Here is a 22,334-nt window from a genome sequence, read left to right as displayed (position 1 = left end):
CGTCAGCTGGGAAGCCCGAACAGCATCGGCCAGGTCGCCGCCGCCCAGGGGTAGCCGACGAACACCGTCGCGTCGATCAGGAAGTGCGCGACGAGGAACGGCATGAGGCGACCGCTGCGTTGGAAGAGCCAGCCGAAGAGCAGCCCCATCGCGAGGTTTCCGATGAACGCGCCCGGCCCCTGGTAGAGGTGATAGCTCGCGCGCAGCACGGACGTGGTGAGGATGATCGCCCACGGCCCCCAGCCCAGCTGCCGGAGTCGGGCGAAGAGATAGCCGAGCACGACGAACTCCTCCTGCAGCGATGCGCGGGCGGCCGCGAGCAGAAGGACGGGGATCGTCCACCAGTGCGTGTCGAGCCCTGCGGGGTCGACCGCGACGAAGAGTCCGAGGGCGCGCCCGGCGAGGTACAGACCGAGACCGGGGATGCCGATGGCGGCGACCAGAAGGATCCCGCGACCGACATCCGGTCCGACCCGGGTGCCGTCAAGACCCAGCCTGCCCAGATGCGGTCTGTGCGATTGCCACAGCAGGAAGCAGACGAGCAGCACTGGGACGAGGGAGAAACCGATCGACAGGACCTGGTAGATCAGGTCGAAGACCTCGCGGTCGCTCCGGGACGGATTGAGGGTCGCGGTCTGGTCGGCGAGCGGCGTCTCGTCGGTGAGTCGGTAGGCCAGCTGAACGATCGCGTAGACCGCGGACTGACCGAGACCGAGTGCGAGGACGATGGCGATCTCCCACCACAGGCGAGCGCGTGAGGACGGGGGAGAGAGGTCGGCAGCGGTCACGCTCCTGATCGTACTTCGAGCGCTCAGGAACGACTCGCCCGCGTACGATAGTCTGGAACGTCGGCTTCTCGGCAAAACCCCACACTCTTTAGGACATCTGCATGGCGCACGCCCTTCGCTCTGACCTCCGCAACGTCGCAATCGTCGCGCACGTCGACCACGGCAAGACCACTCTCGTCGACGCCATGCTGCGTCAGACGGGTTCCTTCGGTGAACACGCCCACGTCGATGAGCGCGCCATGGACTCGAACGACCTGGAGCGTGAGAAGGGCATCACGATCCTCGCCAAGAACACGGCGATCACCTACAAGGGCAAGCACGCTCAGGGCAAGGAGATCACGATCAACGTGATCGACACCCCCGGCCACGCCGACTTCGGTGGCGAGGTCGAGCGCGGCCTGTCGATGGTCGACGGTGTAGTTCTGCTCGTCGACGCCAGCGAGGGCCCGCTCCCGCAGACGCGCTTCGTGCTGCGCAAGGCTCTCGAGTCCAAGCTCCCCGTCATCCTCCTGGTCAACAAGACCGACCGCCCCGATGCTCGCATCGCCGAGGTCGAGGAAGAGGCGCACGACCTGCTGCTCGGCCTCGCGTCCGACCTCGTCGACGACGTGCCCGACCTCGACGTCGACGCTCTGCTCGACGTGCCGGTGGTCTACGCATCCGGTCGTGCCGGCGCGGCATCGCAGAACCGTCCCGCCGACGGCTCGCTGCCCGACAACGACGACCTCGAGCCGCTCTTCGAGGCGATCCTCGAGCACGTCCCCGCTCCGGCGTACGACGATGAGGCGCCGCTGCAGGCCTGGGTCACGAACCTCGACTCCAGTCCGTTCCTCGGTCGCCTCGCCCTGCTGCGCGTCTTCAATGGCACGCTCAAGAAGGGCCAGACCGTGGCCTGGGTCCGTGCTGACGGCACGCACCAGAACGCGCGTATCACCGAGCTGCTCAAGACGCGTGCGCTCGAGCGCTACCCCGCCGAGTCCGCCGGCCCCGGCGACATCGTCGCCATCGCCGGCTTCGAGAACATCACGATCGGTGAGACCATCGCCGACCCCGAGGATGTCCGCCCGCTTCCGGCGATCACGGTCGACGACCCCGCCATCTCGATGACGATCGGCACCAACACCTCGCCCCTCATGGGCAAGGTCAAGGGCCACAAGCTCACCGCCCGAATGGTCAAGGACCGTCTCGACAAGGAGCTGATCGGCAACGTCTCGCTCAAGGTGGTCGACATCGGACGCCCCGACGCCTGGGAGGTCCAGGGTCGCGGTGAGCTGGCTCTCGCCATCCTCGTCGAGAACATGCGTCGCGAGGGCTTCGAGCTCACCGTCGGCAAGCCGCAGGTGGTCACGAAGAAGATCGACGGCAAGACCTACGAGCCGTTCGAGCACCTCACGATCGACACGCCTGAAGAGCACCTCGGTGCCATCACGCAGCTTCTCGCGAACCGCAAGGGCCGCATGGAGAACATGACGAACCACGGCACCGGCTGGGTGCGCATGGAATTCATCGTCCCGTCTCGTGGCCTCATCGGCTTCCGCAGCGAGTTCCTCACCACGACCCGCGGCACCGGAATCGCCAACGCGATCTCCCACGGCTACGAGCCCTGGGCCGGGTCGATCACGACCCGCCAGAACGGCTCGATCGTGGCCGACCGTCAGGGCGTCGTGACTCCGTTCGCGATGATCGCTCTGCAGGAGCGCATGTCGTTCTTCGTGCAGCCCACGCAGGAGGTCTACGAGGGCATGGTCATCGGCGAGAACTCGCGCGCCGACGACATGGACGTCAACATCACGAAGGAGAAGAAGCTCACCAACATGCGTGCGGCGAGCTCCGACACCTTCGAGTCGATGACCCCTCCGCGTCAGCTCACCCTCGAGGAGAGCCTCGAGTTCGCTCGTGACGACGAATGCGTCGAGGTCACTCCCGAGGTCGTCCGCATCCGCAAGGTCAACCTCGACGCCAACACGCGTGCGCGGGAGACGGCTCGCCTGAAGCGCCAGGACGCCAACGTCTGAGAATCGTCTAAGAAGAGGGGCCCTGTACCGCCGGAAACGGCCGTACAGGGCCCCTTTCTCACGAAACGTCCAGGCGCGCCGTTGCAGAATCGTTACCTTGCGCCTGGGGCAATTCTCCCGATGAGTGTCCTGTGACGGGCGTACGACGACCCGAAAGTCGAACCCATGCTTCAGAACACCCGTGCGCTTCGGCGCGCCCACGCCGCGGCATCAGCTCGCAACGCGATCACGGCACGTCGCCCCACCCTGATCCTCGGAACGATCGCCGGAGGCGTGCTCGGACTCGCTCTCACCGTCGGCCTCGTGTCTGCTCCCGCCGCGGGAGCAGAGGTCCCCGACGCCGTCGCCGACGTCGCGTCCTTCGTCACCGGTGAGCCCGAGACGCTGGCGAAGAGCGCCGACGACTCGGCGCTCATCATGGTTGCCGCTCAGGATGCCGTCGCTGCGGCTGAAGCGCTCAACGCCGAGGTGGCGGCATCGGGGCTCGACTTCGGCACCGCGCCCTCTTCGGTCGACACCGCCGACGTCACCGCCTGGGTCGGTCAGCTCGCCGACCGCGCTGAGTTCTCGAACAGGGAGCTCTCGAGCCTCACGGCGTATGCGGTCACCGGGACGGACGAGATCGTCGCTGAGACCGCCGCCCTGCAGGAGTCGTACGTGGCGACTCAGCAGGCGAAGGCGGCTGCGGACGCCGCTGCGGAGCAGGCTGCGGCCGAAGCCGCAGCGCTCGCGCAGACGAACACCGTCGACGGCGCCAAGGCGACTGCCCGCGATATCGCGGCCAGCCAGTACGGATGGGGTGACGACCAGTTCTCCTGCCTGGAATCGCTGTGGACCAAGGAGTCCGGTTGGAACTACCAGGCGTACAACGCCTCGGGTGGCGCCACGGGCATTCCGCAGGCTCTGCCCGGAAGCAAGATGGCTTCCGCCGGATCCGACTGGCAGACCAACGCGGCCACGCAGATCCGCTGGGGTCTCGGGTACATCTCGTCGGTGTATGGCACCCCGTGCAGCGCCTGGGGGCACTCGCAGTCCGTGAACTGGTACTGAGTCGCCGCACGTCCGATCCCTTCCCGCCGAGACCCACCCCGCATGCGTGCGGCGGTGGGTCTCGGCGTTTCAGGGCGCGCGTCGAGACTGGTACTGAGTGCTCTAGGCAGCGCGGCGCATTGCCACTACGGTGAGCGGTGACGGCTGGGGGGTCGTGAACTCGGAGGAGAACGCATGGACGTCGCGGCACTGGCAGACATCCCACAGCAGGTGTCGACAGGAGGGATGCCGGGGTGGGACAGCGTCGACGAGCTCGTGCGCGAGGCCCACGGCCGCTACGTGAATGACCGCAGCGGCGCAGTCGCCGATTACATCCCCGTGCTCGCGGAGGCCGACCCCGAGCTGTTCGGTCTCGCGGTCATCGAGGTCGATGGTGGTCTGCACGATGCCGGAGATGCGCTGCATCCGTTCTCGATCCAGTCGATCTCGAAGATGTTCGTGTACGCCTTGGCCATCCAGGAGCATGGCCATGAGCGGGTACGCGACATCGTGGGCGTCAACAACACGGGACTCGCCTTCAACTCGCTGATGGCGCTCGAGCTCAACGCCGGGCATCCGATGAACCCGATGGTCAACGCCGGTGCCATCGCCACCACGGCGCTCATGCCGGGGCGGACGGCCGTCGAGCAGTGGGAGCGCGTCCGAGAGGGGCTCTCGGCGTTCGCAGGGCGCCCGCTGAGCCTCGACGGGGTCGTCTACGCGTCCGAGGCGGAGACGAACGAGCGGAACCGTGCGATGGGATGGCTGCTGCGGAGCTACGGACGGCTGACCGGGGACCCCGATGAGGTGGTCGACGTCTACACACGGCAGTGTGCTCTCAGCGTCACAGCTCATGACCTCGCGGTGATGGGCGCGACGCTCGCCGACGGCGGCGTGAACCCGATCACGGGCGAGCGTGTCGTCTCGGCGGATGTGTGTCGCGACACCCTGGCCGTGGTGGCGTCGACGGGCCTGTACGAGGCTTCCGGGGAGTGGCTGTTCGAGATCGGCCTGCCCGCCAAGTCGGGGGTCGCCGGAGGCATCGTGGCCGTCGCGCCCGGCAAGGGGGCGGTCGCCGGATTCTCACCACGTCTCGATCCGGCGGGAAACTCGGTGCGGTCGCAGCTCGCGATCGGTCACCTCTCGCGTGCGCTCGGCCTGAACCTCTTCGCTTCTGCGCCCTCGGCGACCGCTCGGTCGACGGACTGACCCCATTGATGGATCGGAGGACCCTGCCATGACACTAACCGCTCCGGCGCCCACGAAGACCTCCTGGATGCCGCTCGTCAGCCTCTTCCTCGCCCAGGTGCTCATGTCGTTCAACGTGGCCGCCCTGCCGATCTCGCTCGGCGGCATGGTCAGCGAGTTCGGAGTGCCGCCGACCGTCGCCAGCACGACGATCGTGATGTACGGGCTCGCCGTCGCCGCGTTGGTGATGACCGGCGCGAAGCTCGGACAGCGCATCGGCTGGGTGCTCATCTTCCGGATCGTGATCGGCCTCTTCGCCGCATCCGCCGTGCTGATGATCGTGTCTCCCAGCGTGGGCTGGGCCATCGCAGGGCAGGCGGTCGCCGGCGCGGCCGCGGCGATCATCGTGCCCTCGATCGTGGCGCTGATCGCCGAGAACTATCGCGGACCGCAACAGGCAACGGCGATCGGTGCGATCGGCTCGGCGCGGGCGATCTCGGGGGTGACGGCCTTCCTGATCGGCGGCACCCTGGGAACGCTCGTCGGGTGGCGTCCGATGTTCTTCATCGTGTTCGGCATCGCGGTGGTCGTGTTCGCGTTCAGCTTCACTCTCCGTGGCGATCGCGGCGACGCGTCGATCCGCATCGACCTCGTGGCGTCGCTGCTCATCGGCGGGGCGATCGTCCTCCTCACCCTCGGCTTCAACAACCTCAACGGGTGGGGTGCCGTCGCCGCGACGGAGGCCGCGCCCTTCAGCATCCTCGGGCTCTCGCCTGCTCCCGTCTTCGTCGTGGTGGGGATCGTCCTCGGTCAGTGCTTCTTCGTCTGGACGAGGAAGCGCATGGCCGAGGGCAAGGTGCCGTTGATCGATCTCAGCATCCTGGACTCCTCGAAGGAGCGAGCAGCCGTCTACGCGATGTTCATCGTCGTTGCGCTCGAGGCGTGCGTGAACTTCACCATCCCGCTGTACATCCAGATCGTGCAGGGGAGGACGCCTTTCGACACGTCGCTCGCGATGATGCCGTTCAATCTGACGGTCTTCATCACCGCCACGCTCGTCGTCCGGTTCTACAAGCGATACCCGCCGCGGGTGATCGGCGTCTTCGGTTTCATCCTCACCACGGTCGCGCTCGTCTGGCTGTCCTTCGTCGTGAACAACAACTGGGAGACACTCCCGACGATCCTCGGGCTGGTCGTCTTCGGCATCGGTCAGGGGGCACTCGTGACCCTCGTGTTCAACGTGCTCGTCACCTCGGCACCCGCTGAGCTCGCGGGGGACGTCGGTTCGCTCCGAGGGACCACGCAGAACCTCGCCTCCGCGGTCGGCACCGCTCTGGCCGGCGCGCTCCTGGTCTCGCTGCTCGGATTGAGCATTGGTCGCGCGGTCGTCGAGCATCCTGAGCTGCCGCCCTCGCTCGTCGCCCAGGTCGACATGGACAACCTGAACTTCGTCAGCAACGACGACCTCCGCGCGGCCCTCGAGCAGACCGATGCGACCCCCGCGCAGATCGACGCGGCGGTCGCCGTGAACGAGGAATCGCGCCTGGGCACGCTCCGACTCGGACTGCTGCTGCTCGCCGGTCTCAGCGCTGTGGCGATCCTGCCCGCATCGAGGCTTCCGAAGTACAAGCCCGACGAGATCCCCGACCCGTCACCGGTCTCGGGGGCGGCGCCAGGCAGGGAGTGACGCTCAGCGGAGCTCGGAGATGAGAACGGCGCTGGTTCCGGAGACGATCGCCTCGAAGACGTGCGGTGCGTCTCCGGCGTACGAGAGGTAGTCGCCGGGGTTCAGCAGCACTGGCTCGTCCGTCGGGCCGATCCGAGCCTGGCCGGAGATGAGGACGACGTGCTCGGTGGTCCCGGGGTGATGCGGATCGGAGCGGCGCGGATCGCCGGGTTCCGCCTGGATCAGGTAGACGTCCCGACGTGCGCCCGGGGGGCTCGCAGACAGCAGGGTAGCGCTGTACGCCGCCGCTGACGACGGCACGCCGGCGAGGTCATCGGCGCGGATGAGGGTCGGAGCGTTGGTCTGCTGGTCGACGAGCACGGCGAAGGGCACTCCGAGCGCGACGCCCAGAGCCCACAGGGTCTCGACGCTGGGGTTGCCCGACCCCGACTCGAGCTGCGAGACGGTCGCCTTCGAGATTCCCGCCCGTCGTGCCAGCTCGGAGACGGACAGGGCGGCTCTCTCTCGCTCTCTGCGCAGGGTGCGGGCGATGCGGGTGCGGAGATCCTCCATGTGTTCAGTATGTCAAACACTCGTTCGCTTGACTATCCGATTCGTATTGTTCAGAATGATGATCATGTGTTCAGTACAGCGAACGGTCGCGCGATGAGCGCCGAGCGCGAAGTCTGGCGCGAGGCGCTGGGGGTGGTCCTCGCGACCAGCGCCTACGGCGTCTCGTTCGGCGCGCTCGCCGTGGCATCCGGTCTCGATGTCTGGCAGTCGTGCGTGCTCAGCCTGCTGATGTTCACCGGCGGATCGCAGTTCGCCTTCGTCGGCGTGTTCGCCGCCGGGGGAGTGTCGGCACTTCCCTCGGCCATCGCCTCGGCAACGCTGCTCGGGGTGCGCAACGTCGCGTACGGCATGCGGATGTCGCCGATCGTCGGCACCACCCCCGCGCGCCGCGTCGCGGCAGCGCACTTCACGATCGATGAGTCGACCGCGGTGGCCATCTCGCAGAACGATCCGCGCCTGAGGCAGGTCGGCTTCTGGGTCACCGGAATCGGGATCTTCGTCGGATGGAACATCACTACCCTGATCGGCGCACTCGTCGGCGACGTGCTCGGGGACCCGAAGACCTGGGGGCTGGATGCTGCCGCTGCCGCAGCCTTCCTCGCCCTGCTCTGGCCGCGTCTCAAGGAACGCCAGGCGATCGCGGTCGGCGTGGCAGCAGCGGTCGTCGCGGCGTCGCTCACTCCGTTCATCATGCCCGGGCTGCCCGTGCTGCTCGCCGCGGTCGTCGCGATCGTCGTCGGGTGGTTCAACTGGTGGGGAAGTGCCGACGACCCGACGGCCGACGCAGGGGAGGAGGGGCGGTGAGCGTCTGGAGTGCGATCCTGCTCGCCGCGGTGATCTGCCTGGCGCTCAAGGCCACCGGGTACCTCGTGCCGCCGAGCGTGCTCGAGGCACCACGACCGGCGCGCATCTCCGACCTGCTGACCGTGGCGCTTCTCGCCGCACTCGTGGCGGTGCAGACGCTCGGAGCCGGGCAGGCTGTGGTGGTCGATGCACGGGTTCCCGCCCTGCTCGTCGCGGCCGGTCTCCTGTGGCTGCGTCAGTCGTTCCTCGTCGTGGTGTTCGCGGCTGCGGGCGTCGCCGCCCTCCTGCGGCTTCTCGGTCTCGCTGCCTGAGCCGGACAGATCATCGGCGCGCGTAGGATCGACTCGTGCGTAACGGATGGATCTCCCGGGTGCTCTCATGGATCGCCGCGGCTCTCGTCGGCGGCGTCTTCGGCGTCGCGGGGACGATCGGCCACAGCCTGATGTGGGGACCGGTGCCCGTGGGGCTCCTGGTGGGAGCGATCGCGTGCGGCTCGATCCTCGTCGCGATCCGCGCGCTCACCCACGACCGAGGCGCGACCCTCGCCGCGGGACTCGGCATGCTCGGCATGCTGGTGCTCATCTCCGGCGTCGGTCCGGGCGGGTCGGTGGTCGTCGAAGACACGCTCAGCGGTCGCTTCTGGACCTATCTCGTCGCGGGGCTCGTGCTTCTCACCGTGGCCTGGCCGTCCTTCTCTCGGCTTCCCGCACGCACCGAGGCGCAGGCGCCCGTGCCCGCAGTGCCGTCCGAGGCGTCCGATGTCGACGCGACGGGTGCCCGGCGTGCCCCCGCTCTGGGCGATCGGACGGGCAGCGAGTCGTAGACTGGGGGAGTGACGTATGTGATCGCTCTCCCGTGCGTCGATGTCAAGGATCGCGCCTGCATCGACGAGTGCCCCGTTGACTGTATCTACGAGGGCGAACGCTCGCTGTACATCCACCCCGACGAATGTGTCGACTGCGGGGCGTGCGAGCCGGTGTGCCCCGTCGAGGCGATCTACTACGAAGACGATCTGCCCGACGAGTGGCAGGACTACTACAAGGCCAACGTCGAGTTCTTCGACGAAGTCGGCTCTCCGGGTGGGGCCGCCAAGGTCGGCGTCATCGCGCACGATCACCCGATCATCGCCGCTCTTCCGCCACAGGGCGAGTAGTCCGTGAGCGTTCGCGATCTCGCCGACTATCCGTGGGATGCGGTCGTTCCCTACCGTCAGCGTGCCGCCCTGCATCCGCGGGGCATAGTCGACCTGTCCGTCGGTTCGCCCGTCGACCCGACGCCCGAACTGATCCGCAGAGCGCTGTCCGACGCGACGGACGCGCACGCATACCCGCAGACCGTCGGCACCCCCGCTCTGCGTGAGGCGATCGTCGCGTGGTACGCCCGCCGCAGGGGAGTGGCCGACCTCACGGTCGACAATGTCCTGCCCACGATCGGCTCGAAGGAGCTCGTGGCTCTGCTCCCGACCCTGCTGGGTCTCGGCGCCGGTGACATCGTCGTGCATCCTCGGATCGCGTACCCGACCTACGAGGTGGGTGCCCGCGTCGTCGGGGCCACGCCGCTGCCTTCCGACGATCCCGCCGACTGGCCTGAGGGCACCAAGCTCATCTGGATCAACACACCAGGCAACCCCGACGGCCGCACCTGGACGGTGGAGGAGCTGTCGGCCGCGGTGCTGCGAGCCCGTGAGCTGGGGGCCGTGCTCGCGAGTGACGAGTGCTACGCCGAGCTCGGGTGGGACGGCCAGTGGGCGACCGAGTCGATCCCCTCGATCCTCGACCCGCGCGTGACGGGCGGCAGCAGAGCGAACCTGCTCAGCGTCTATTCGCTGAGCAAACAGTCGAATCTCGCCGGCTACCGGGCGGCTTTCGTCGCGGGGTGTGCGCGCATCGTCGGCGAGCTGCTCACCGCGCGCAAGCACCTGGGGCTGATGCCGCCGGAGCCGGTGCAGCACGCGATGGCCGTGGCCCTGGGCGACGACGAGCACGTCGCGGTCCAGAAGGAGCTCTACCGTGAGCGGCGCGACATGCTGCGACCGGCGCTCGAAGCTGCGGGGTTCCGGATCGACGGCTCGGAAGCAGGTCTGTACCTCTGGGCGACCGAGGGGCAGGATGCCTGGGCGAGCATCGAGCGGCTGGCCGACCTCGGCATCCTCGCGGGCCCCGGCCCGTTCTACGGTGCCTTCTCAAGTCAGCATGTACGGCTGGCGCTGACGGCACCGTCCGAACGGATCGCCGAGGGCGCCCGTCGTCTGCGCGAACAGGCCGTGTAGGTTCTCGCCTCAGACCGATGGTTCTTTTGTCGGTTGTCACAGTAGGCCTGTGTGCCTACTAGGCTGTAAAGGCGATTCGGTCATGTATCGATGATCTCGAACAGACCTGGTGCACAGCGCCGTGACATCGCCACATCCGACTTGATGAAGATCCATGAGGAGGCCCGCGTGAGCGCAGCGGCAGAGCAGCAGGCGACAGCGAAGCTGACGATCGGCGATACGACCGCTGAGTTCCCACTCGTGCGAGGCACGGCGGGCAATGACAGCATCGACTTCTCGACGCTGACGCGACAGACCGGCTACACGGGGCTCGACTACGGTTTCGTCAACACCGCGTCGACCAAGTCCGCGATCACATTCATCGACGGAGACAAGGGCATCCTGCGCTACCGCGGATATCCGATCGAGCAGCTCGCCGGATCGACGAGCTACCTCGAGGTCGCATGGCTCCTCATCTACGGCGAGCTGCCCTCCGCCGCCGAGCTCGCCGAGTTCGACGAGAAGATCCGTCGGCACACGCTGCTGCACGAAGACCTGAAGCGCTTCTTCTCGGCGCTGCCGCACACCGCGCACCCGATGTCGGTGCTGTCGTCGGCCGTCGCCGCGCTCTCGACCTACTACGAGGGCCAGACCGACCCGCACAACCCCGAGCACGTCGAGCTGAACATGATCCGGATGCTGGCGAAGCTGCCGGTCATCGCCGCCTACGCGCACAAGAAGAGCGTCGGCCAGGCGTTCCTCTACCCCGACAACTCCCTCGGCTTCGTCGAGAACTTCCTCAAGCTCAACTTCGGCGTGCATTCCGAGGAGTACAAGGTCAACCCGGTCATGTCGAAGGCTCTCGAGCTGCTGCTCATCCTGCACGAAGACCACGAGCAGAACGCGTCGACCTCGACCGTGCGTCTCGTCGGGTCGACCGGTGCCAATCAGTTCGCGTCGATCTCCGCGGGCATCCAGGCCCTTTCCGGGCCGCTGCACGGTGGTGCGAACGAGGCCGTCCTCACCATGCTCGGGCAGATCCGTGACTCGGGTCAGAGCGTCTCTCGCTTCGTCGAGCGGGTGAAGAACAAGGAAGAGGGTGTGAAGCTCATGGGCTTCGGGCACCGGGTCTACAAGAACTACGATCCCCGCGCCAAGCTCGTCAAGGAGGCCGCGGGTGAGGTGCTCGCCGAACTCGGCGTCACCGACCCGCTGCTCGACCTCGCTCAGGAGCTCGAAGAGCTCGCTCTCGCTGACGACTACTTCAAGGAGCGTCGTCTCTACCCGAACGTCGACTTCTACACCGGCGTCATCTACAAGGCGATGGGCTTCCCGACGCGCATGTTCACCGTGCTGTTCGCGATCGGTCGTCTGCCCGGGTGGCTCGCGCAGTGGCGTGAGCTGCAGCTCGACCCGCAGACCAAGATCGGCCGCCCGCAGCAGCTCTACACGGGATCTCCCGAGCGCACCTTCCAGACCCGCTGACATCAAGCGCGATGCCTGTCGTCAGCGCCGAGGCGGTCGTGCCGGTGGACCCGGCGACCGCGTTCGCGGTGTCGCAGACGACGGGAGCGGTGCGCCGGCGCTGGGACCGCTTCATCAGCGAGCAGCATCTCATGGACGACGCGGATACCCCCGCGAAGGGCGTGCGCACCTTCACTCGGCAGCGGTTCGGTCTCTCGATGGTCAGCCGCTACGTGTCATACGCCCCGCCCACGAACGTGGGCATGGTGATGGAGCGCGGGCCCTGGTTCTTCACCAAGCTCGGCGGCGGCTGGCGGTTCACCGAGGTGCCCGAGGGCACTCTGGCCGTGTGGAAGTACAACTTCTCCTGCCGCCCGGCCTGGCTGGCACCGATCGCAGAGTGGATCGGCGTTCGAGTGCTGGGCTTCGAGATCCGTCGTCGTCTCGCCGGGTTCGTCCGCGGATGCTCCGATCCGCAGGTTCTGGCGGCGGTGGGGCGCTGACCGCGGCGCTCTCCTCACTCTCAGGATTCAACGCGGGGCGCAGAAAAGCGGGTGCGTCGATGCCTGAGCATCGGCGCACCCGCCTCTACGACAGTTGGGGTCAGCGGCCCTGCGAGCTCCAGCCGCGGCCGCCCTGGCTGCGAGACTGACCGCCCTGGCGGGATCCGCCCTGACGTGAACCGGTCTGCGCTGCCGGTGCACCCTGGCCGCCCTGGCCCGAGCGGGGACGACGGCTGCGACGCGACGGCGGGTTGGCGGCCGAGTTGCGCTCACCGCCCGCCGGGCGCTGCTTGGGTGCCTGGCGCTGCTGCTGCTGAATCGGAGCAGGACGCACGTGTGCGGCGCGCTCGGGAACCAGCTCGCTGACGGCGGCTGTGGTGACGGGCTCGAGAGCGGCGCTGATCGCTGCCTTGCGCAGCAGGTCCTTCACATCGCGGCGCTGCTCGGGGAGCACCACCGTGACGACCGTTCCTGCGGCCCCGGCGCGAGCAGTGCGACCTGAACGGTGCAGGTACGCCTTGTGCTCCATCGGCGGGTCGACGTGGACGACGAGATCGACGTTGTCGACGTGCACACCGCGTGCGGCGACATCGGTGGCGACGAGGACGCGGACGCCGCCGTCTTCGGGGGCTGCCGAGAAGGCTCCGAGGTTGCGCTCACGCGCATTCTGCGACAGGTTGCCGTGGAGGTCGACGGCCGGGATGCCGGCCGCGGTGAGCTGCTTCGCGAGCTTCTTGGCCTGGTGCTTCGTGCGAGTGAAGAGGATGCGCCGGCCGGTGCCGGACGCGAGCTCGCGCACGAGCTCGGTCTTGTTGTCGGTCGAGTCGACGACCAGCACGCGGTGGGTCATCTCGCCGACGGGGACGCTCTCTTCGTCGACCTCGTGGCTGACGGCGTTCGAGAGGAAGCGGCGGGCGAGCGTGTCGATGCCGCGGTCGAGGGTCGCGCTGAAGAGCAGACGCTGGCCGCCGGCCGGCGTGGCGGTGAGGATGCGGGTGACGCCCGGGAGGAACCCGAGGTCGGCCATGTGATCGGCTTCGTCGAGGACAGTGACCTCGACGGCGTCGAGCTGCACGACTCGCTGCTTCATCAGGTCTTCCAGGCGGCCGGGGCACGCGACGACGATGTCGACGCCATTGCGCATCGCCTGCTCCTGCGGGCGCTGGCTGACGCCGCCGAAGACGGTCGTGACGCGCAGGCCCTTGGCCTCGGCGAGCGGTGCGATGGTCGCTGCGATCTGGGTGGCGAGCTCCCTGGTCGGGGCGAGCACGAGACCACGCGGGTGGCCGGGGCGGCTGCTGCGCGAAGACGCGGAAAGGCGGGCGACGAGCGGGAGCGCGAACGCGATCGTCTTGCCGCTGCCGGTGCGGCCGCGGCCGAGGAGGTCACGACCTGCGAGGGAGTCGGGAAGCGTGTCGCGCTGAATCGCGAACGCCTCGGTCTTGCCGTCCTTGGTGAGGACGGCGGCGAGGTCGGCGGGCACGCCGAGATCGAGGAAGGAAGTCATAGGGGTGTATCTCCGTGAGAATGCACGCACGTACCAACGGGCCGGGTGCGGAAGGGTGGGCGACGGCGCGGGATCGCGCATCGTTTCGCCGTTCGAAATGGCCAGAACCAGGCAAGTGGCGCGGGAGCGTGTCGACGACGCAGACGTCTCGCACTGCGAGGATCGTCGATTCGACACTATCACGCGTCAGGGGGAGAAGCCTGGGACGCGCTCTCGCTCAGCGCGTCGCTCAGGCGTGCAGCGCCTCGTTGAGCGTGACGCCGGCACCCGCGCGCCGCACGGCCTCGACCGCTCCGCTCAGCGAGTTGCGGCGGAACAGCAGTCCATCCTGACCCGACAGCTCGGAACCCTTGACCGTCTTCCTGCCGCCGTCGGCAGTCGACGGGCCGTCGAGGAGCACGATCTTGGTGCCCGCCGTCACGTAGAGCCCGGCTTCCACGATGCAGTCGTCGCCGAGCGAGATGCCGATGCCCGCGTTGGCACCCAACAGTGTGCGGGCTCCGATGGAGACTCGGTGCGAGCCGCCGCCTGAGAGCGTGCCCATGATCGACGAGCCACCGCCGATGTCACTGCCGTCGCCGACCACGACTCCCTGAGAGATGCGTCCTTCGACCATCGACGCACCCAGCGTGCCCGCGTTGAAGTTCACGAAGCCCTCGTGCATCACGGTCGTGCCGGGGGAGAGATGGGCGCCCAGGCGGACGCGCGAGGCGTCAGCGATGCGCACGCCCGCTGGCTGCACGTAGTCGGTGAGCCGGGGGAACTTGTCGAGCCCCTGCACCTGGATCCCTGCCCGCTGGAGCAGCGGGCGAAGTCGTGCGGCGTCATCGGGGTGCACGGGGCCGGCGTTGGTCCAGGCCACATTCGGCAGGTGGGCGAAGATGCCGTCGAGGGTTAGTTCGTTCGGTCGCACGACCAGGTGCGAGAGCGCGTGCAGTCGCAGGTAGGCGTCGACGGTCGACGTGGGCGCGGCACCCAGATCGATGTGCAGCTGCACGGTCTCGACGGTGACGTTGCGGCGCTCATCGGGCCCGGTCAGAGCTTCGAGGGCGACGAGTGCGGCCGCGGCGTCTCCGGCCGACGGGGCTTCGGTGAGCACCTCGGGGAACCACGCGTCGAGAACTGTGCCGTCTCCGGCGATCGTCGAAAGTCCGGTACCCCACACGGTGCGCGCCTCAGTCATGCCTCCACGGTATCGCGAGCGGGCGTGGACGATCGCACAGATGTCGGGGTAAGTAGGCTGGGTGCATGATGCTCGATCTGACAGCGTCCTCTGTCGACCTGACCCGTGCGATCTGCGACATCCCGAGTGTCTCGGGTGACGAGACGACGCTCGCGGACGCCATCGAGGAGGCGATCTCCGCCTACCCGCATCTCGAGGTGATCCGACACGGCAACACGATCGTCGCCCGCACGGACCTCGGACGAGCCCAGCGGGTGGCGATCGCAGGACACATCGACACCGTGCCGATCAACGGCAACGTGCCGACGAAGGACATCGAGATCGACGGTGTCGCCTACCTCTGGGGCCGAGGGACCGTCGATATGAAGAGCGGCACCGCGGTGCAGCTCAAACTCGCCGCCGAGCTCACCGAGCCCTCGGTCGACATCACCTGGATGTGGTACGACAACGAGGAGGTCGAGGCGTCGAAGAACGGACTCGCGCTTCTCGCCGCGGTGCGGCCGGATCTCTTCCGGGCCGACTTCGCGATCCTCGGCGAGCCGTCGAACGGTGAGGTCGAGGGCGGCTGCAACGGCACGATGCGTGCGATCGTGCGCACCACCGGCGTCCGCGCGCACGCCGCCCGCGCCTGGATCGGCGAGAACGCCATCCATCGCGCCGCCCCGATCCTCGCGCGTCTGGCCGAGTACCGTGCGAAAGAGATCGCGGTCGACGGACTGCTGTACCGCGAGAGCATGAGCGCCGTCCGGATCACGGGAGGGGTCGCGGGCAACGTGATACCCGATGCGTGCGAGGTCGAAGTGAACTACCGGTTCGCTCCGAGCAAGTCTGCGGCGGATGCAGAAGCGCACATCCGCAACCTCCTGGCCGGCTTCGACGTCGAGATCACCGACGCCGCCGAAGGCGCGCGGCCCGGTCTCGATGCGCCGATCGCCCGGGAGTTCGTGGCTGCCGTCGGCGCCGAGCCGCGCCCCAAGTACGGGTGGACCGACGTCGCTCGCTTCTCGGCCCTCGGCATCCCCGCCGTGAACTACGGACCGGGGGACCCGCACCTCGCGCATCATGACGAGGAGCGCGTTCCGCTCGCGCAGATCGACGCCGTCGAGCGAGGACTGCGCGCATGGCTCAGTTCGCGCTGACCGCGACCCGTCGGTGGGCGGGGGCGCCGCTGGCGCTGCGGATCGCCGTGATCTACCTCGGCGCCCGCGTCGTGACGACAGCGATGATGATCGCGGCGGCGGCTCAGTCGACGTCGCTGTCGAGGTTCGGTGCAGAGCCGGGGCTCGCCGACTTCATCGTCGGATGGGATGCGCAGTGGTACTGGCTCGTCGCCGAAGAGGGGTATCCCTCTTCGCTCCCCCTCACGGAATCTGGTGAGGTCGCAGAGAACGCCTGGGCGTTCATGCCGGTGTTCGCCTTCGCCGCCAAGACGGTCGGGTTCGTGTTCGGCTCGTGGGGGATGGGCGCTTTCCTGCTGTCGTTCGTGGCCGGTTACTTCGCCTGTCTCGCGCTGCATCGACTGCTGCGCGATCGCATCGGCGCGCGGGCGACGATGTGGTCGGTGGTGTTCTTCGCCTCCGGTCCGATCGCGGCGATGTTCCAGGTCGGATATGCCGAGACGCTGTTCCTCCTCTTGCTCTTCCTGGCGCTCGACGCCACGGTGCGCAGGAACTACGTCTGGCTCTATCTGCTCGTCCCCGTGATGGCTTTCACGAGACCGGGGATCCTCGCATTCGCGCTCTACCTCGGTCTGCACGGCATCTTCCGCTGGTGGTGCCGTAGAGACGACCCGCTCGCCCCGCGGGAGATCGTGCACATCGTGGCGCTCGGCGCCCTCGCCACGATCACCGGCTTCTCGTGGCAGGTCATCGCAGGATTCGTCACCGGAGACCCCGGTGCGTACCTCGCGACCGAGCTCGCCTGGCGCAGGAACTGGCTCGTCGGCGGGGTCGAGGGTTTCGTGCCGTTCGAAGGCTGGATCCAGGCGTCCCAGTTCTGGTTCGCCCAGTGGGGGCTTCCCGGAGCGTGGGGCCCGGTCGCCCTGGCGCTTCTCGTCGTGGCTGCGGGTGCTGCTCTGCTCTACCTGCCCCAGGTGCGTGCGCTCGGTCCCGATCTCAGGCTCTGGAGCGCGAGCTACCTCCTCTACCTGCTCGCAGTCTTCTTCCCCCAGTCGAGCACTTTCCGGCTGCTTCTGCCGTTGAGTCCTGCCTGGGGAGCGCTCGCCGTGCCGCGCTCGCGCGTGTGGCGGCTCGGGGTTCTGGCGGTCTGCCTGCTCGGTCAGTGGCTCTGGATCTATCACATATACGCCCTGGGGAACACGTTCTGGCAGGTGCCGTGAATGTTAAGGCTTGATGCATTTCTTCATAGGGGACATCCAGGTTCCGGTAACACCCGATAAACTGATCGCATACCACCGGAGGAAAAGGAGCCCACGATGGCAGCGATGAAGCCGAGGACCGGAGACGGACCCATGGAGGCCGTAAAAGAAGGACGACTCATCATCGTGCGCGTCCCGCTCGAAGGAGGCGGCCGTCTGGTCGTCTCCGTGAACGACGCAGAGGCGAAGGAACTCCACGACGTGCTGGCAGCCGTCGTGAAGCCCGCCTGAGAGAACTCGAATTCGCGCACGCGGATTCACGAAGAGGGCGACGGATCATCGATCCGTCGCCCTCTTCCGTCTGTACGGGGTGTCGGAGGCTCAGGCCTCGCCGACGCTGATCAGCTGCAGCAGGCCCTCGCCGGAGGTCGAGACGGTGGCGAGCACCGCTGACGACTCCTGGGTCTCCTGCACGAGCGAGCGATAGGCCGAGGTCACCTCGTCGCGCTGCACCGGGTCGGCCACGCGTCCGCTACCGAGAATCCGGGGGACCAGGACCATTCCGCCCGTGCGCACCAACCGCAGACCGTGCTCGACGTAGTCGATGACGTTCTCGGGGTCTGCATCGACGAGCACGATGTCATACGACGCTTCGTTCATGCGCGGCAGCACGTCGGCCGCGCGACCCGTGATGAAACGAGCCTTCGTCGCGGGGACGCGAGCGTCGGAGAACGCCTGACGAGCCGCGGCCAGGTGCTCCGGTTCGTTGTCGATCGAGGTCAGCACGGCCTGCGGCGCCCCCCGCAGCAGCCAGAGGCCTGAGACGCCGGCTCCGGTGCCGATCTCGACGATCGACCTGGCGCCGGTCGCGGCGGCCAGCACGGCGATCTGCGAGCCGACGGCCGCGCTGATCGGCGACGCGCCGAGTTCGATGGCGTGCGCACGCGCGCGGGCGATCGGCGAAGGCTCCACGATCGACTCGCGGATGAAACGTGCGTTCGCATCGTTCTCGCTCATTGACTGATTCTCCCGACTGAGATATGTGTTCTCCCAGCGTATGCGCTCGGTGCGCGGCACAACGGCAGGCGCGGCGGTAGCCTGGACACATGCAGTTCGGGATCACCTTCGAGAAGCTGCTGCTCATCGGTCTGATCGCTGCGCTGCTCATCGGACCGGAGCGGCTGCCCCGCTACGCCGAGAGCGTTGCGAAGCTCGCTCGGCGTGCCGGCGAGTTCCTCCGCGACACCAAATCGCGCGTCCGCGACGAGATGGGTCCCGACATCGACGACGTCGATTGGCGCAAGCTCGATCCTCGGCAGTACGACCCCAGACGCATCATCCGCGATGCGCTCTTCGAAGACGATGCGGCGCCCGCGCCCGCCAGGGCCGAGGCGGTCGTCGCCGAGCCGACGGTGAAGCCCGTGCGGACCCCGAGGGTGCGACCGGAGTTCTCCGTCGCGAGCCCGCCGCCGTTCGATCCCGAAGCCACCTGAGGCGGACGAACGACCCGAGTCGGTTGTGGGGCAGAGACCGGATGACGTGCGGCCCCTGATCGCGGTCAGCCGATTCTGGACCGCAGCGTCACGATGTCGTCGTCGGACAACAGGGCGCGCGGGACCGCCGTGATCGCAGACGCGCCTCGGAGCTTGAAGAGCACGGCATGCCTCCCGGCACGAACGCTCTGGAAGGTGCTGTACGAGATGTCCGACGATCGGCTGCCGGCGCCGACGTGCAGAGCGGTGTCATCGAGCCGGAGCCACACGGCGCTGCCGGGAGGGGTGGCGGCCCGGACGGCGCGTCTGGCGCCGGTGACCGTCATGACGACCGCATAGACCATGAGGGCGATGCTCGCGACGGGCAGCAGACCCGCGAGCCCCTGGGCGCCGCCCGCGGCGGTGAGATTGACGATGCTGACGACGAATGCCGCGACGAGGGCGATCCACATCACGATCGCGACAGGGCGGGTGAGGGCGTAGATCGCCGCGTCGCGTGCCATGCCCCGCAGCAGCTGTTCGTCGACGGTGAGAGCCACGATCGTCTCAGCCCAGGGTCATCGGGAGCGAACGACCGGCGAGGCCGCGCCCCTGAGTGGCGAGGGAACCTGCGAGCTCGCGGATCGCGACGGCCGCCGCATCGTCGGGGGCGCTGAGCACCACGGGAACCCCGTCGTCGCCTCCCGTACGCAGCGCTGGACTGAGGGGGATCGATGCCAGCAGCGGCACGGACTGCGTCTCCGACAGCGCACTGGCCACGGCTGCACCGCCTCCTGACCCGAACAGATCGACAACGGTGCCGTCCGGAAGGGTGAGGGCTCCCATGTTCTCGACCACCCCGATCACCCGCTGCCCGGTCTGGCGAGCGACCAGCCCGCTGCGGATCGCCACGTCGGATGCTGCCGCCTGCGGCGTCGTGACGACCAACACCTCAGCGTGGGGCAGCAGCTGCCCGATCGAGATGGCGATGTCGCCGGTGCCGGGAGGCATGTCGATCAGCAGGATGTCGAGATCGCCGAAGAACACGTCTGTCAGGAACTGCTGCACGGTGCGATGCAGCATCGGTCCGCGCCAGGCGACCACAGCCTCGCCGTCGCGGAGGAACATGCCGATCGAGATGGTCTTCACTCCGTGGGCGACGGGCGGAAGCATGAGGTCGTCGATGCGCGTGGGCTGGGTTCCGGCGGGGATGCCGAGGAGCCCGGGGATCGAGAAGCCGTGCACATCGGCGTCGACGAGACCGACCGAGAGCCCCTGAGCGGCGAGCGCTACGGCGAGGTTCGCCGTCACGGTGGACTTGCCCACGCCGCCCTTGCCACTCGAGACGAGGATCACCCGTGTGAGCGAGTCCGGGCCGAAGGGCATCTGGCGAGGAGGCCGCCCATCGCGCAGCTTCTCGGTGAGCGCCTTGCGCTCGGAGGGAGTCATCACGCCGACCTCGACGTCCACCTCGGTGATGCCGGGCACCGAAGCGGCCGCGGTGCGGACATCGGATTCGATGCGAGCCGCGGCGGGACAGCCCACGATCGTCAGCACGATCGCGACGTTCGCGTGCGCTCCATCGACGCTGATCTCTCTGACCATGTCGAGATCGCCGATGGGTCGTCGCAGCTCGGGGTCGGTCACTGCGGCGACGGCGGCTCGGACGGAGTCGGCTGAGCTCATGATGTTGTGGAGCGACCGCGGGGGCGTCGCTCGGCCGGTTCGTCGTCCTGCTCGCCGAGCTCTGCGAGTAGCGACTTGAGCTCGTGGCGCAGCACATCGCGCGTCACGACCTGGTTGTTGCGCTCTTCGAGCGCCATCCGCAGTGCGACGATCTCCCTCGCGAGGTACTCGGTGTCGGCGAGGTTGCGCTCGGCACGTTGGCGATCCTGCTCGATCTGCACGCGGTCGCGGTCGTCCTGGCGGTTCTGCGCGAGGAGGATCAGAGGGGCGGCGTACGACGCCTGCAGCGAGAGCATCAGGGTGAGAGCCGTGAAGCCGAGCGCGGCGTCGTCGAAGCGCAGGTGGTCGGGCAGCAGGGTGTTCCAGCAGATCCAGAGCACGCAGAACAGCGTGAGGATCAGCAGGAACGCCGGGGTGCCCATGGCGCGAGCGACCCACTCCGTGAAACGGCCGAAGCGGTCGCGTGACGTCGGCCGCTGCCGAGGGGTGCCGCGGCCGAGCGGGGCGTCGAGCCGAGGGGAGCGAGAGCGAGAGCGAGGCATCAGCGCACCTCCTTCGGGACCGACGGCTCGTCGCTGTCATGCGTGCGCCAGTCGTCGGGCAGCAGGTAGTCGAGGACGTCGTCGATGCTGATCGCGCCGACCAGACGATGGGCGGCGTCGATCACCGGAAGCGAGACGAGGTCGTAGCTCGCGAGCATCCTTGCCACTTCGGCCGCCGAGGCGGTGACGCGCACGGGGTCGAGGCTGTCGTCCATGATCGCGCCGAGACGCTCGTGCGGCGGGTAGCGCAGCATCCTCTGGAAGTGCACCATGCCGAGCAGTCGGCCTGTCGGCGTCTCGAAGGGCGGCAGGGTCACGAACACGGCTGCGGCAAGGGCGGGGTGCAGCTCGTGACGCCGGATGAGCGCCAGCGCCTCGGCCACGGTGGCGTCGGCGGAGAGGATGATCGGCTCGGGGGTCATGAGACCGCCGGCGGTGTCGGGGCCGTAGCGCAGCAGCATCCTGACGTCCTCGGCCTCTTCCGGCTCCATCAGCTCGAGCAGCTGCTCGAGGCGATTCGGCGGCAGCTGGGCGAGGAGGTCCGCGGCGTCGTCCGGCTCCATCTGGTCGAGGATGTCGGCGGCTCGCTCGTCGCCGAGGCGGTCGAGGATGTGCACCTGTTCGTCCTCGGGCATCTCTTCGAGGGCGTCGGCGAGGCGATCGTCGGAGAGTTCCTCTGCGACTTCGATCATTCGCTGCTGCGGCAGATCGAGCAGAGTGTTCGCGAGGTCGGCGGCGTGCAGTTCGGAGTAGGAGGCGACGAGCTGCTCGGCCGATTGCGACTCGCCGGGGGAGTGCTGCTCGGCGACCTCGCTCCAGGCGGCGAAGGTGGTCGGGCCCTTGGCGAACGGCGACGCGCTGGTCTTGGGGCGACGGAGGAAGAGCTGGCTGACGGCCCACTCACCCAGGCGGTTCGGCTCGATGGCGACATCTTCGATGACAGCCGTGCCGGTGCCGTCGACGAGGCTGACCCGTCGACCGAGGAGCTCTGCGAGAACCCTCACTTCGCCGGCACGGGGAGAGAAGCGGCGAACGTTGATGAGTCCGGTGCTGATGACCTGGCCCGCACGGATCGACGTCACGCGGCCTATCGACAGGAAGACGTGTCTCCGCCCGGGGATCTCGACCACGAGGCCGATGACGCGTGGAGCGGCCGTACTTCGGTACACGATGACGACATCTCGGACTTTGCCGAGCCGGTCGCCCACGGGATCGAAGACGGCGCAGCCTGCCAGGCGCGCGGCGAATACCCGTTGTGTGCTCACTCGTCCAGCGTAGTGCGCGGGGTACTCCTGCGGCCCCCGGCGGGGCCGCGGCCGGACACACTCCCGGCCCTGTCACCACAAGGC

At 68.0% G+C, this 22,334-nt stretch carries 24 protein-coding genes; 15 read left to right on the top strand and 9 right to left on the bottom strand.

All coding sequences use genetic code 11. The features are described 5' to 3' along the window. Window positions 1–2: 2 nt before the first annotated feature. The gene (locus ACLKOY_RS05495) at window positions 3–788 is read right to left on the bottom strand and encodes a CPBP family intramembrane glutamic endopeptidase (RefSeq protein ID WP_436452770.1); all 786 of its coding nucleotides are present in this window, start codon (window positions 786–788) and stop codon (window positions 3–5) included. Between the two features lie 101 nt (window positions 789–889). Between ACLKOY_RS05495 and typA the strand changes: the two genes are divergently transcribed. The 4 genes from typA to ACLKOY_RS05475 all read left to right on the top strand — a co-directional run bounded on the left by typA (window position 890) and on the right by ACLKOY_RS05475 (window position 6,707). Then, the gene (gene typA / locus ACLKOY_RS05490; protein ID WP_056508792.1) at window positions 890–2,803 is read left to right on the top strand and encodes a translational GTPase TypA; all 1,914 of its coding nucleotides are present in this window, start codon (window positions 890–892) and stop codon (window positions 2,801–2,803) included. Between the two features lie 165 nt (window positions 2,804–2,968). Continuing rightward, window positions 2,969–3,853: a phospholipase gene (locus ACLKOY_RS05485; protein ID WP_436452769.1), complete on the top strand. Its 885-nt coding sequence runs from the start codon at window positions 2,969–2,971 to the stop codon at window positions 3,851–3,853. Window positions 3,854–4,027: 174 nt separating this feature from the next. Then, window positions 4,028–5,041: a glutaminase A gene (gene glsA / locus ACLKOY_RS05480; RefSeq protein ID WP_436452768.1), complete on the top strand. Its 1,014-nt coding sequence runs from the start codon at window positions 4,028–4,030 to the stop codon at window positions 5,039–5,041. A 28-nt stretch (window positions 5,042–5,069) separates the two neighbouring features. Then, the gene (locus ACLKOY_RS05475) at window positions 5,070–6,707 is read left to right on the top strand and encodes an MFS transporter (protein ID WP_436452767.1); all 1,638 of its coding nucleotides are present in this window, start codon (window positions 5,070–5,072) and stop codon (window positions 6,705–6,707) included. 3 nt (window positions 6,708–6,710) lie between these two features. Here the strand turns inward: ACLKOY_RS05475 and ACLKOY_RS05470 are convergent, their stop codons facing one another. Continuing rightward, on the bottom strand, window positions 6,711–7,259 hold the full coding sequence (locus ACLKOY_RS05470; protein ID WP_436452766.1) for a helix-turn-helix domain-containing protein: 549 nt from the start codon (window positions 7,257–7,259) through the stop codon (window positions 6,711–6,713). 93 nt (window positions 7,260–7,352) lie between these two features. On the opposite strand from ACLKOY_RS05470, the gene ACLKOY_RS05465 reads away from it, so the two are divergent. From ACLKOY_RS05465 to ACLKOY_RS05435, 7 genes are all read left to right on the top strand, one after another. Beyond that, entirely contained in the window at window positions 7,353–8,063 is a 711-nt protein-coding gene (locus tag ACLKOY_RS05465) for an AzlC family ABC transporter permease (RefSeq protein WP_436452765.1), read from the top strand. Next, window positions 8,060–8,374 carry an AzlD domain-containing protein gene (locus ACLKOY_RS05460; protein ID WP_363571281.1) on the top strand — a complete coding sequence of 105 codons (315 nt, stop codon included), beginning with the start codon at window positions 8,060–8,062 and terminating at the stop codon, window positions 8,372–8,374. The genes ACLKOY_RS05465 and ACLKOY_RS05460 overlap by 4 nt, the downstream gene beginning before the upstream one ends. Before the next feature lie 35 nt (window positions 8,375–8,409). After that, window positions 8,410–8,886 carry a histidinol dehydrogenase gene (locus tag ACLKOY_RS05455; protein ID WP_436452764.1) on the top strand — a complete coding sequence of 159 codons (477 nt, stop codon included), beginning with the start codon at window positions 8,410–8,412 and terminating at the stop codon, window positions 8,884–8,886. A 9-nt stretch (window positions 8,887–8,895) separates the two neighbouring features. Next, on the top strand, window positions 8,896–9,216 hold the full coding sequence (fdxA, locus tag ACLKOY_RS05450; RefSeq protein ID WP_042542002.1) for a ferredoxin: 321 nt from the start codon (window positions 8,896–8,898) through the stop codon (window positions 9,214–9,216). A 3-nt stretch (window positions 9,217–9,219) separates the two neighbouring features. Beyond that, window positions 9,220–10,332, top strand: coding sequence for a succinyldiaminopimelate transaminase (dapC, locus tag ACLKOY_RS05445; RefSeq protein ID WP_436452763.1), 1,113 nt, complete (start codon window positions 9,220–9,222; stop codon window positions 10,330–10,332). 144 nt (window positions 10,333–10,476) lie between these two features. Continuing rightward, window positions 10,477–11,796, top strand: a complete 1,320-nt coding sequence (locus tag ACLKOY_RS05440) for a citrate synthase (protein ID WP_436452762.1) — start codon at window positions 10,477–10,479, stop codon at window positions 11,794–11,796. An 11-nt stretch (window positions 11,797–11,807) separates the two neighbouring features. Then, window positions 11,808–12,278: an SRPBCC family protein gene (locus tag ACLKOY_RS05435; protein ID WP_436452761.1), complete on the top strand. Its 471-nt coding sequence runs from the start codon at window positions 11,808–11,810 to the stop codon at window positions 12,276–12,278. Window positions 12,279–12,378: 100 nt separating this feature from the next. Here the strand turns inward: ACLKOY_RS05435 and ACLKOY_RS05430 are convergent, their stop codons facing one another. Both ACLKOY_RS05430 and dapD read right to left on the bottom strand, forming a co-directional pair. After that, entirely contained in the window at window positions 12,379–13,785 is a 1,407-nt protein-coding gene (locus ACLKOY_RS05430; protein WP_363571271.1) for a DEAD/DEAH box helicase, read from the bottom strand. A 229-nt stretch (window positions 13,786–14,014) separates the two neighbouring features. After that, window positions 14,015–14,968 carry a 2,3,4,5-tetrahydropyridine-2,6-dicarboxylate N-succinyltransferase gene (gene dapD, locus ACLKOY_RS05425; RefSeq protein WP_436452760.1) on the bottom strand — a complete coding sequence of 318 codons (954 nt, stop codon included), beginning with the start codon at window positions 14,966–14,968 and terminating at the stop codon, window positions 14,015–14,017. Between the two features lie 65 nt (window positions 14,969–15,033). On the opposite strand from dapD, the gene dapE reads away from it, so the two are divergent. The 3 genes from dapE to ACLKOY_RS05410 all read left to right on the top strand — a co-directional run bounded on the left by dapE (window position 15,034) and on the right by ACLKOY_RS05410 (window position 17,576). Continuing rightward, complete coding sequence (gene dapE, locus ACLKOY_RS05420) at window positions 15,034–16,107, top strand: succinyl-diaminopimelate desuccinylase (protein ID WP_363571267.1); 1,074 nt, start codon at window positions 15,034–15,036, stop codon at window positions 16,105–16,107. Continuing rightward, the gene (locus ACLKOY_RS05415) at window positions 16,089–17,306 is read left to right on the top strand and encodes a hypothetical protein (protein ID WP_436452759.1); all 1,218 of its coding nucleotides are present in this window, start codon (window positions 16,089–16,091) and stop codon (window positions 17,304–17,306) included. The genes dapE and ACLKOY_RS05415 overlap by 19 nt, the downstream gene beginning before the upstream one ends. A gap of 96 nt (window positions 17,307–17,402) precedes the next feature. After that, a complete protein-coding gene (locus tag ACLKOY_RS05410; protein ID WP_079112537.1) occupies window positions 17,403–17,576 on the top strand; it encodes a DUF3117 domain-containing protein in 174 nt (57 codons plus the stop codon). Window positions 17,577–17,666: 90 nt separating this feature from the next. Here ACLKOY_RS05410 and ACLKOY_RS05405 read toward each other — a convergent pair whose 3' ends face one another. Further along, entirely contained in the window at window positions 17,667–18,302 is a 636-nt protein-coding gene (locus ACLKOY_RS05405; protein WP_436452758.1) for an O-methyltransferase, read from the bottom strand. Between the two features lie 89 nt (window positions 18,303–18,391). On the opposite strand from ACLKOY_RS05405, the gene ACLKOY_RS05400 reads away from it, so the two are divergent. Continuing rightward, window positions 18,392–18,778: a Sec-independent protein translocase TatB gene (locus ACLKOY_RS05400; RefSeq protein ID WP_436452757.1), complete on the top strand. Its 387-nt coding sequence runs from the start codon at window positions 18,392–18,394 to the stop codon at window positions 18,776–18,778. 65 nt (window positions 18,779–18,843) lie between these two features. Here ACLKOY_RS05400 and ACLKOY_RS05395 read toward each other — a convergent pair whose 3' ends face one another. Genes ACLKOY_RS05395 through ACLKOY_RS05380 form a run of 4 tightly spaced genes read right to left on the bottom strand, consistent with a single transcriptional unit; the run spans window position 18,844 to window position 22,250 of the window. Further along, window positions 18,844–19,317, bottom strand: coding sequence for a YcxB family protein (locus ACLKOY_RS05395; protein ID WP_436452756.1), 474 nt, complete (start codon window positions 19,315–19,317; stop codon window positions 18,844–18,846). Window positions 19,318–19,324: 7 nt separating this feature from the next. Beyond that, a complete protein-coding gene (locus ACLKOY_RS05390; protein ID WP_436452755.1) occupies window positions 19,325–20,443 on the bottom strand; it encodes an Mrp/NBP35 family ATP-binding protein in 1,119 nt (372 codons plus the stop codon). Beyond that, window positions 20,440–20,985 carry a DUF1003 domain-containing protein gene (locus tag ACLKOY_RS05385; RefSeq protein ID WP_436452754.1) on the bottom strand — a complete coding sequence of 182 codons (546 nt, stop codon included), beginning with the start codon at window positions 20,983–20,985 and terminating at the stop codon, window positions 20,440–20,442. The genes ACLKOY_RS05390 and ACLKOY_RS05385 overlap by 4 nt, the downstream gene beginning before the upstream one ends. Continuing rightward, window positions 20,985–22,250 carry a magnesium transporter MgtE N-terminal domain-containing protein gene (locus ACLKOY_RS05380; RefSeq protein WP_140036642.1) on the bottom strand — a complete coding sequence of 422 codons (1,266 nt, stop codon included), beginning with the start codon at window positions 22,248–22,250 and terminating at the stop codon, window positions 20,985–20,987. The genes ACLKOY_RS05385 and ACLKOY_RS05380 overlap by 1 nt, the downstream gene beginning before the upstream one ends. Between the last annotated feature and the right edge of the window lie 84 nt (window positions 22,251–22,334).

Source organism: Microbacterium sp. K2 (assembly GCF_051365005.1).
Taxonomy (GTDB): domain Bacteria; phylum Actinomycetota; class Actinomycetes; order Actinomycetales; family Microbacteriaceae; genus Microbacterium; species Microbacterium foliorum_B.
The sequence above is the reverse complement of the archived record's forward strand: the minus strand, read 5'-3'. Positions and strand labels throughout refer to the sequence as shown.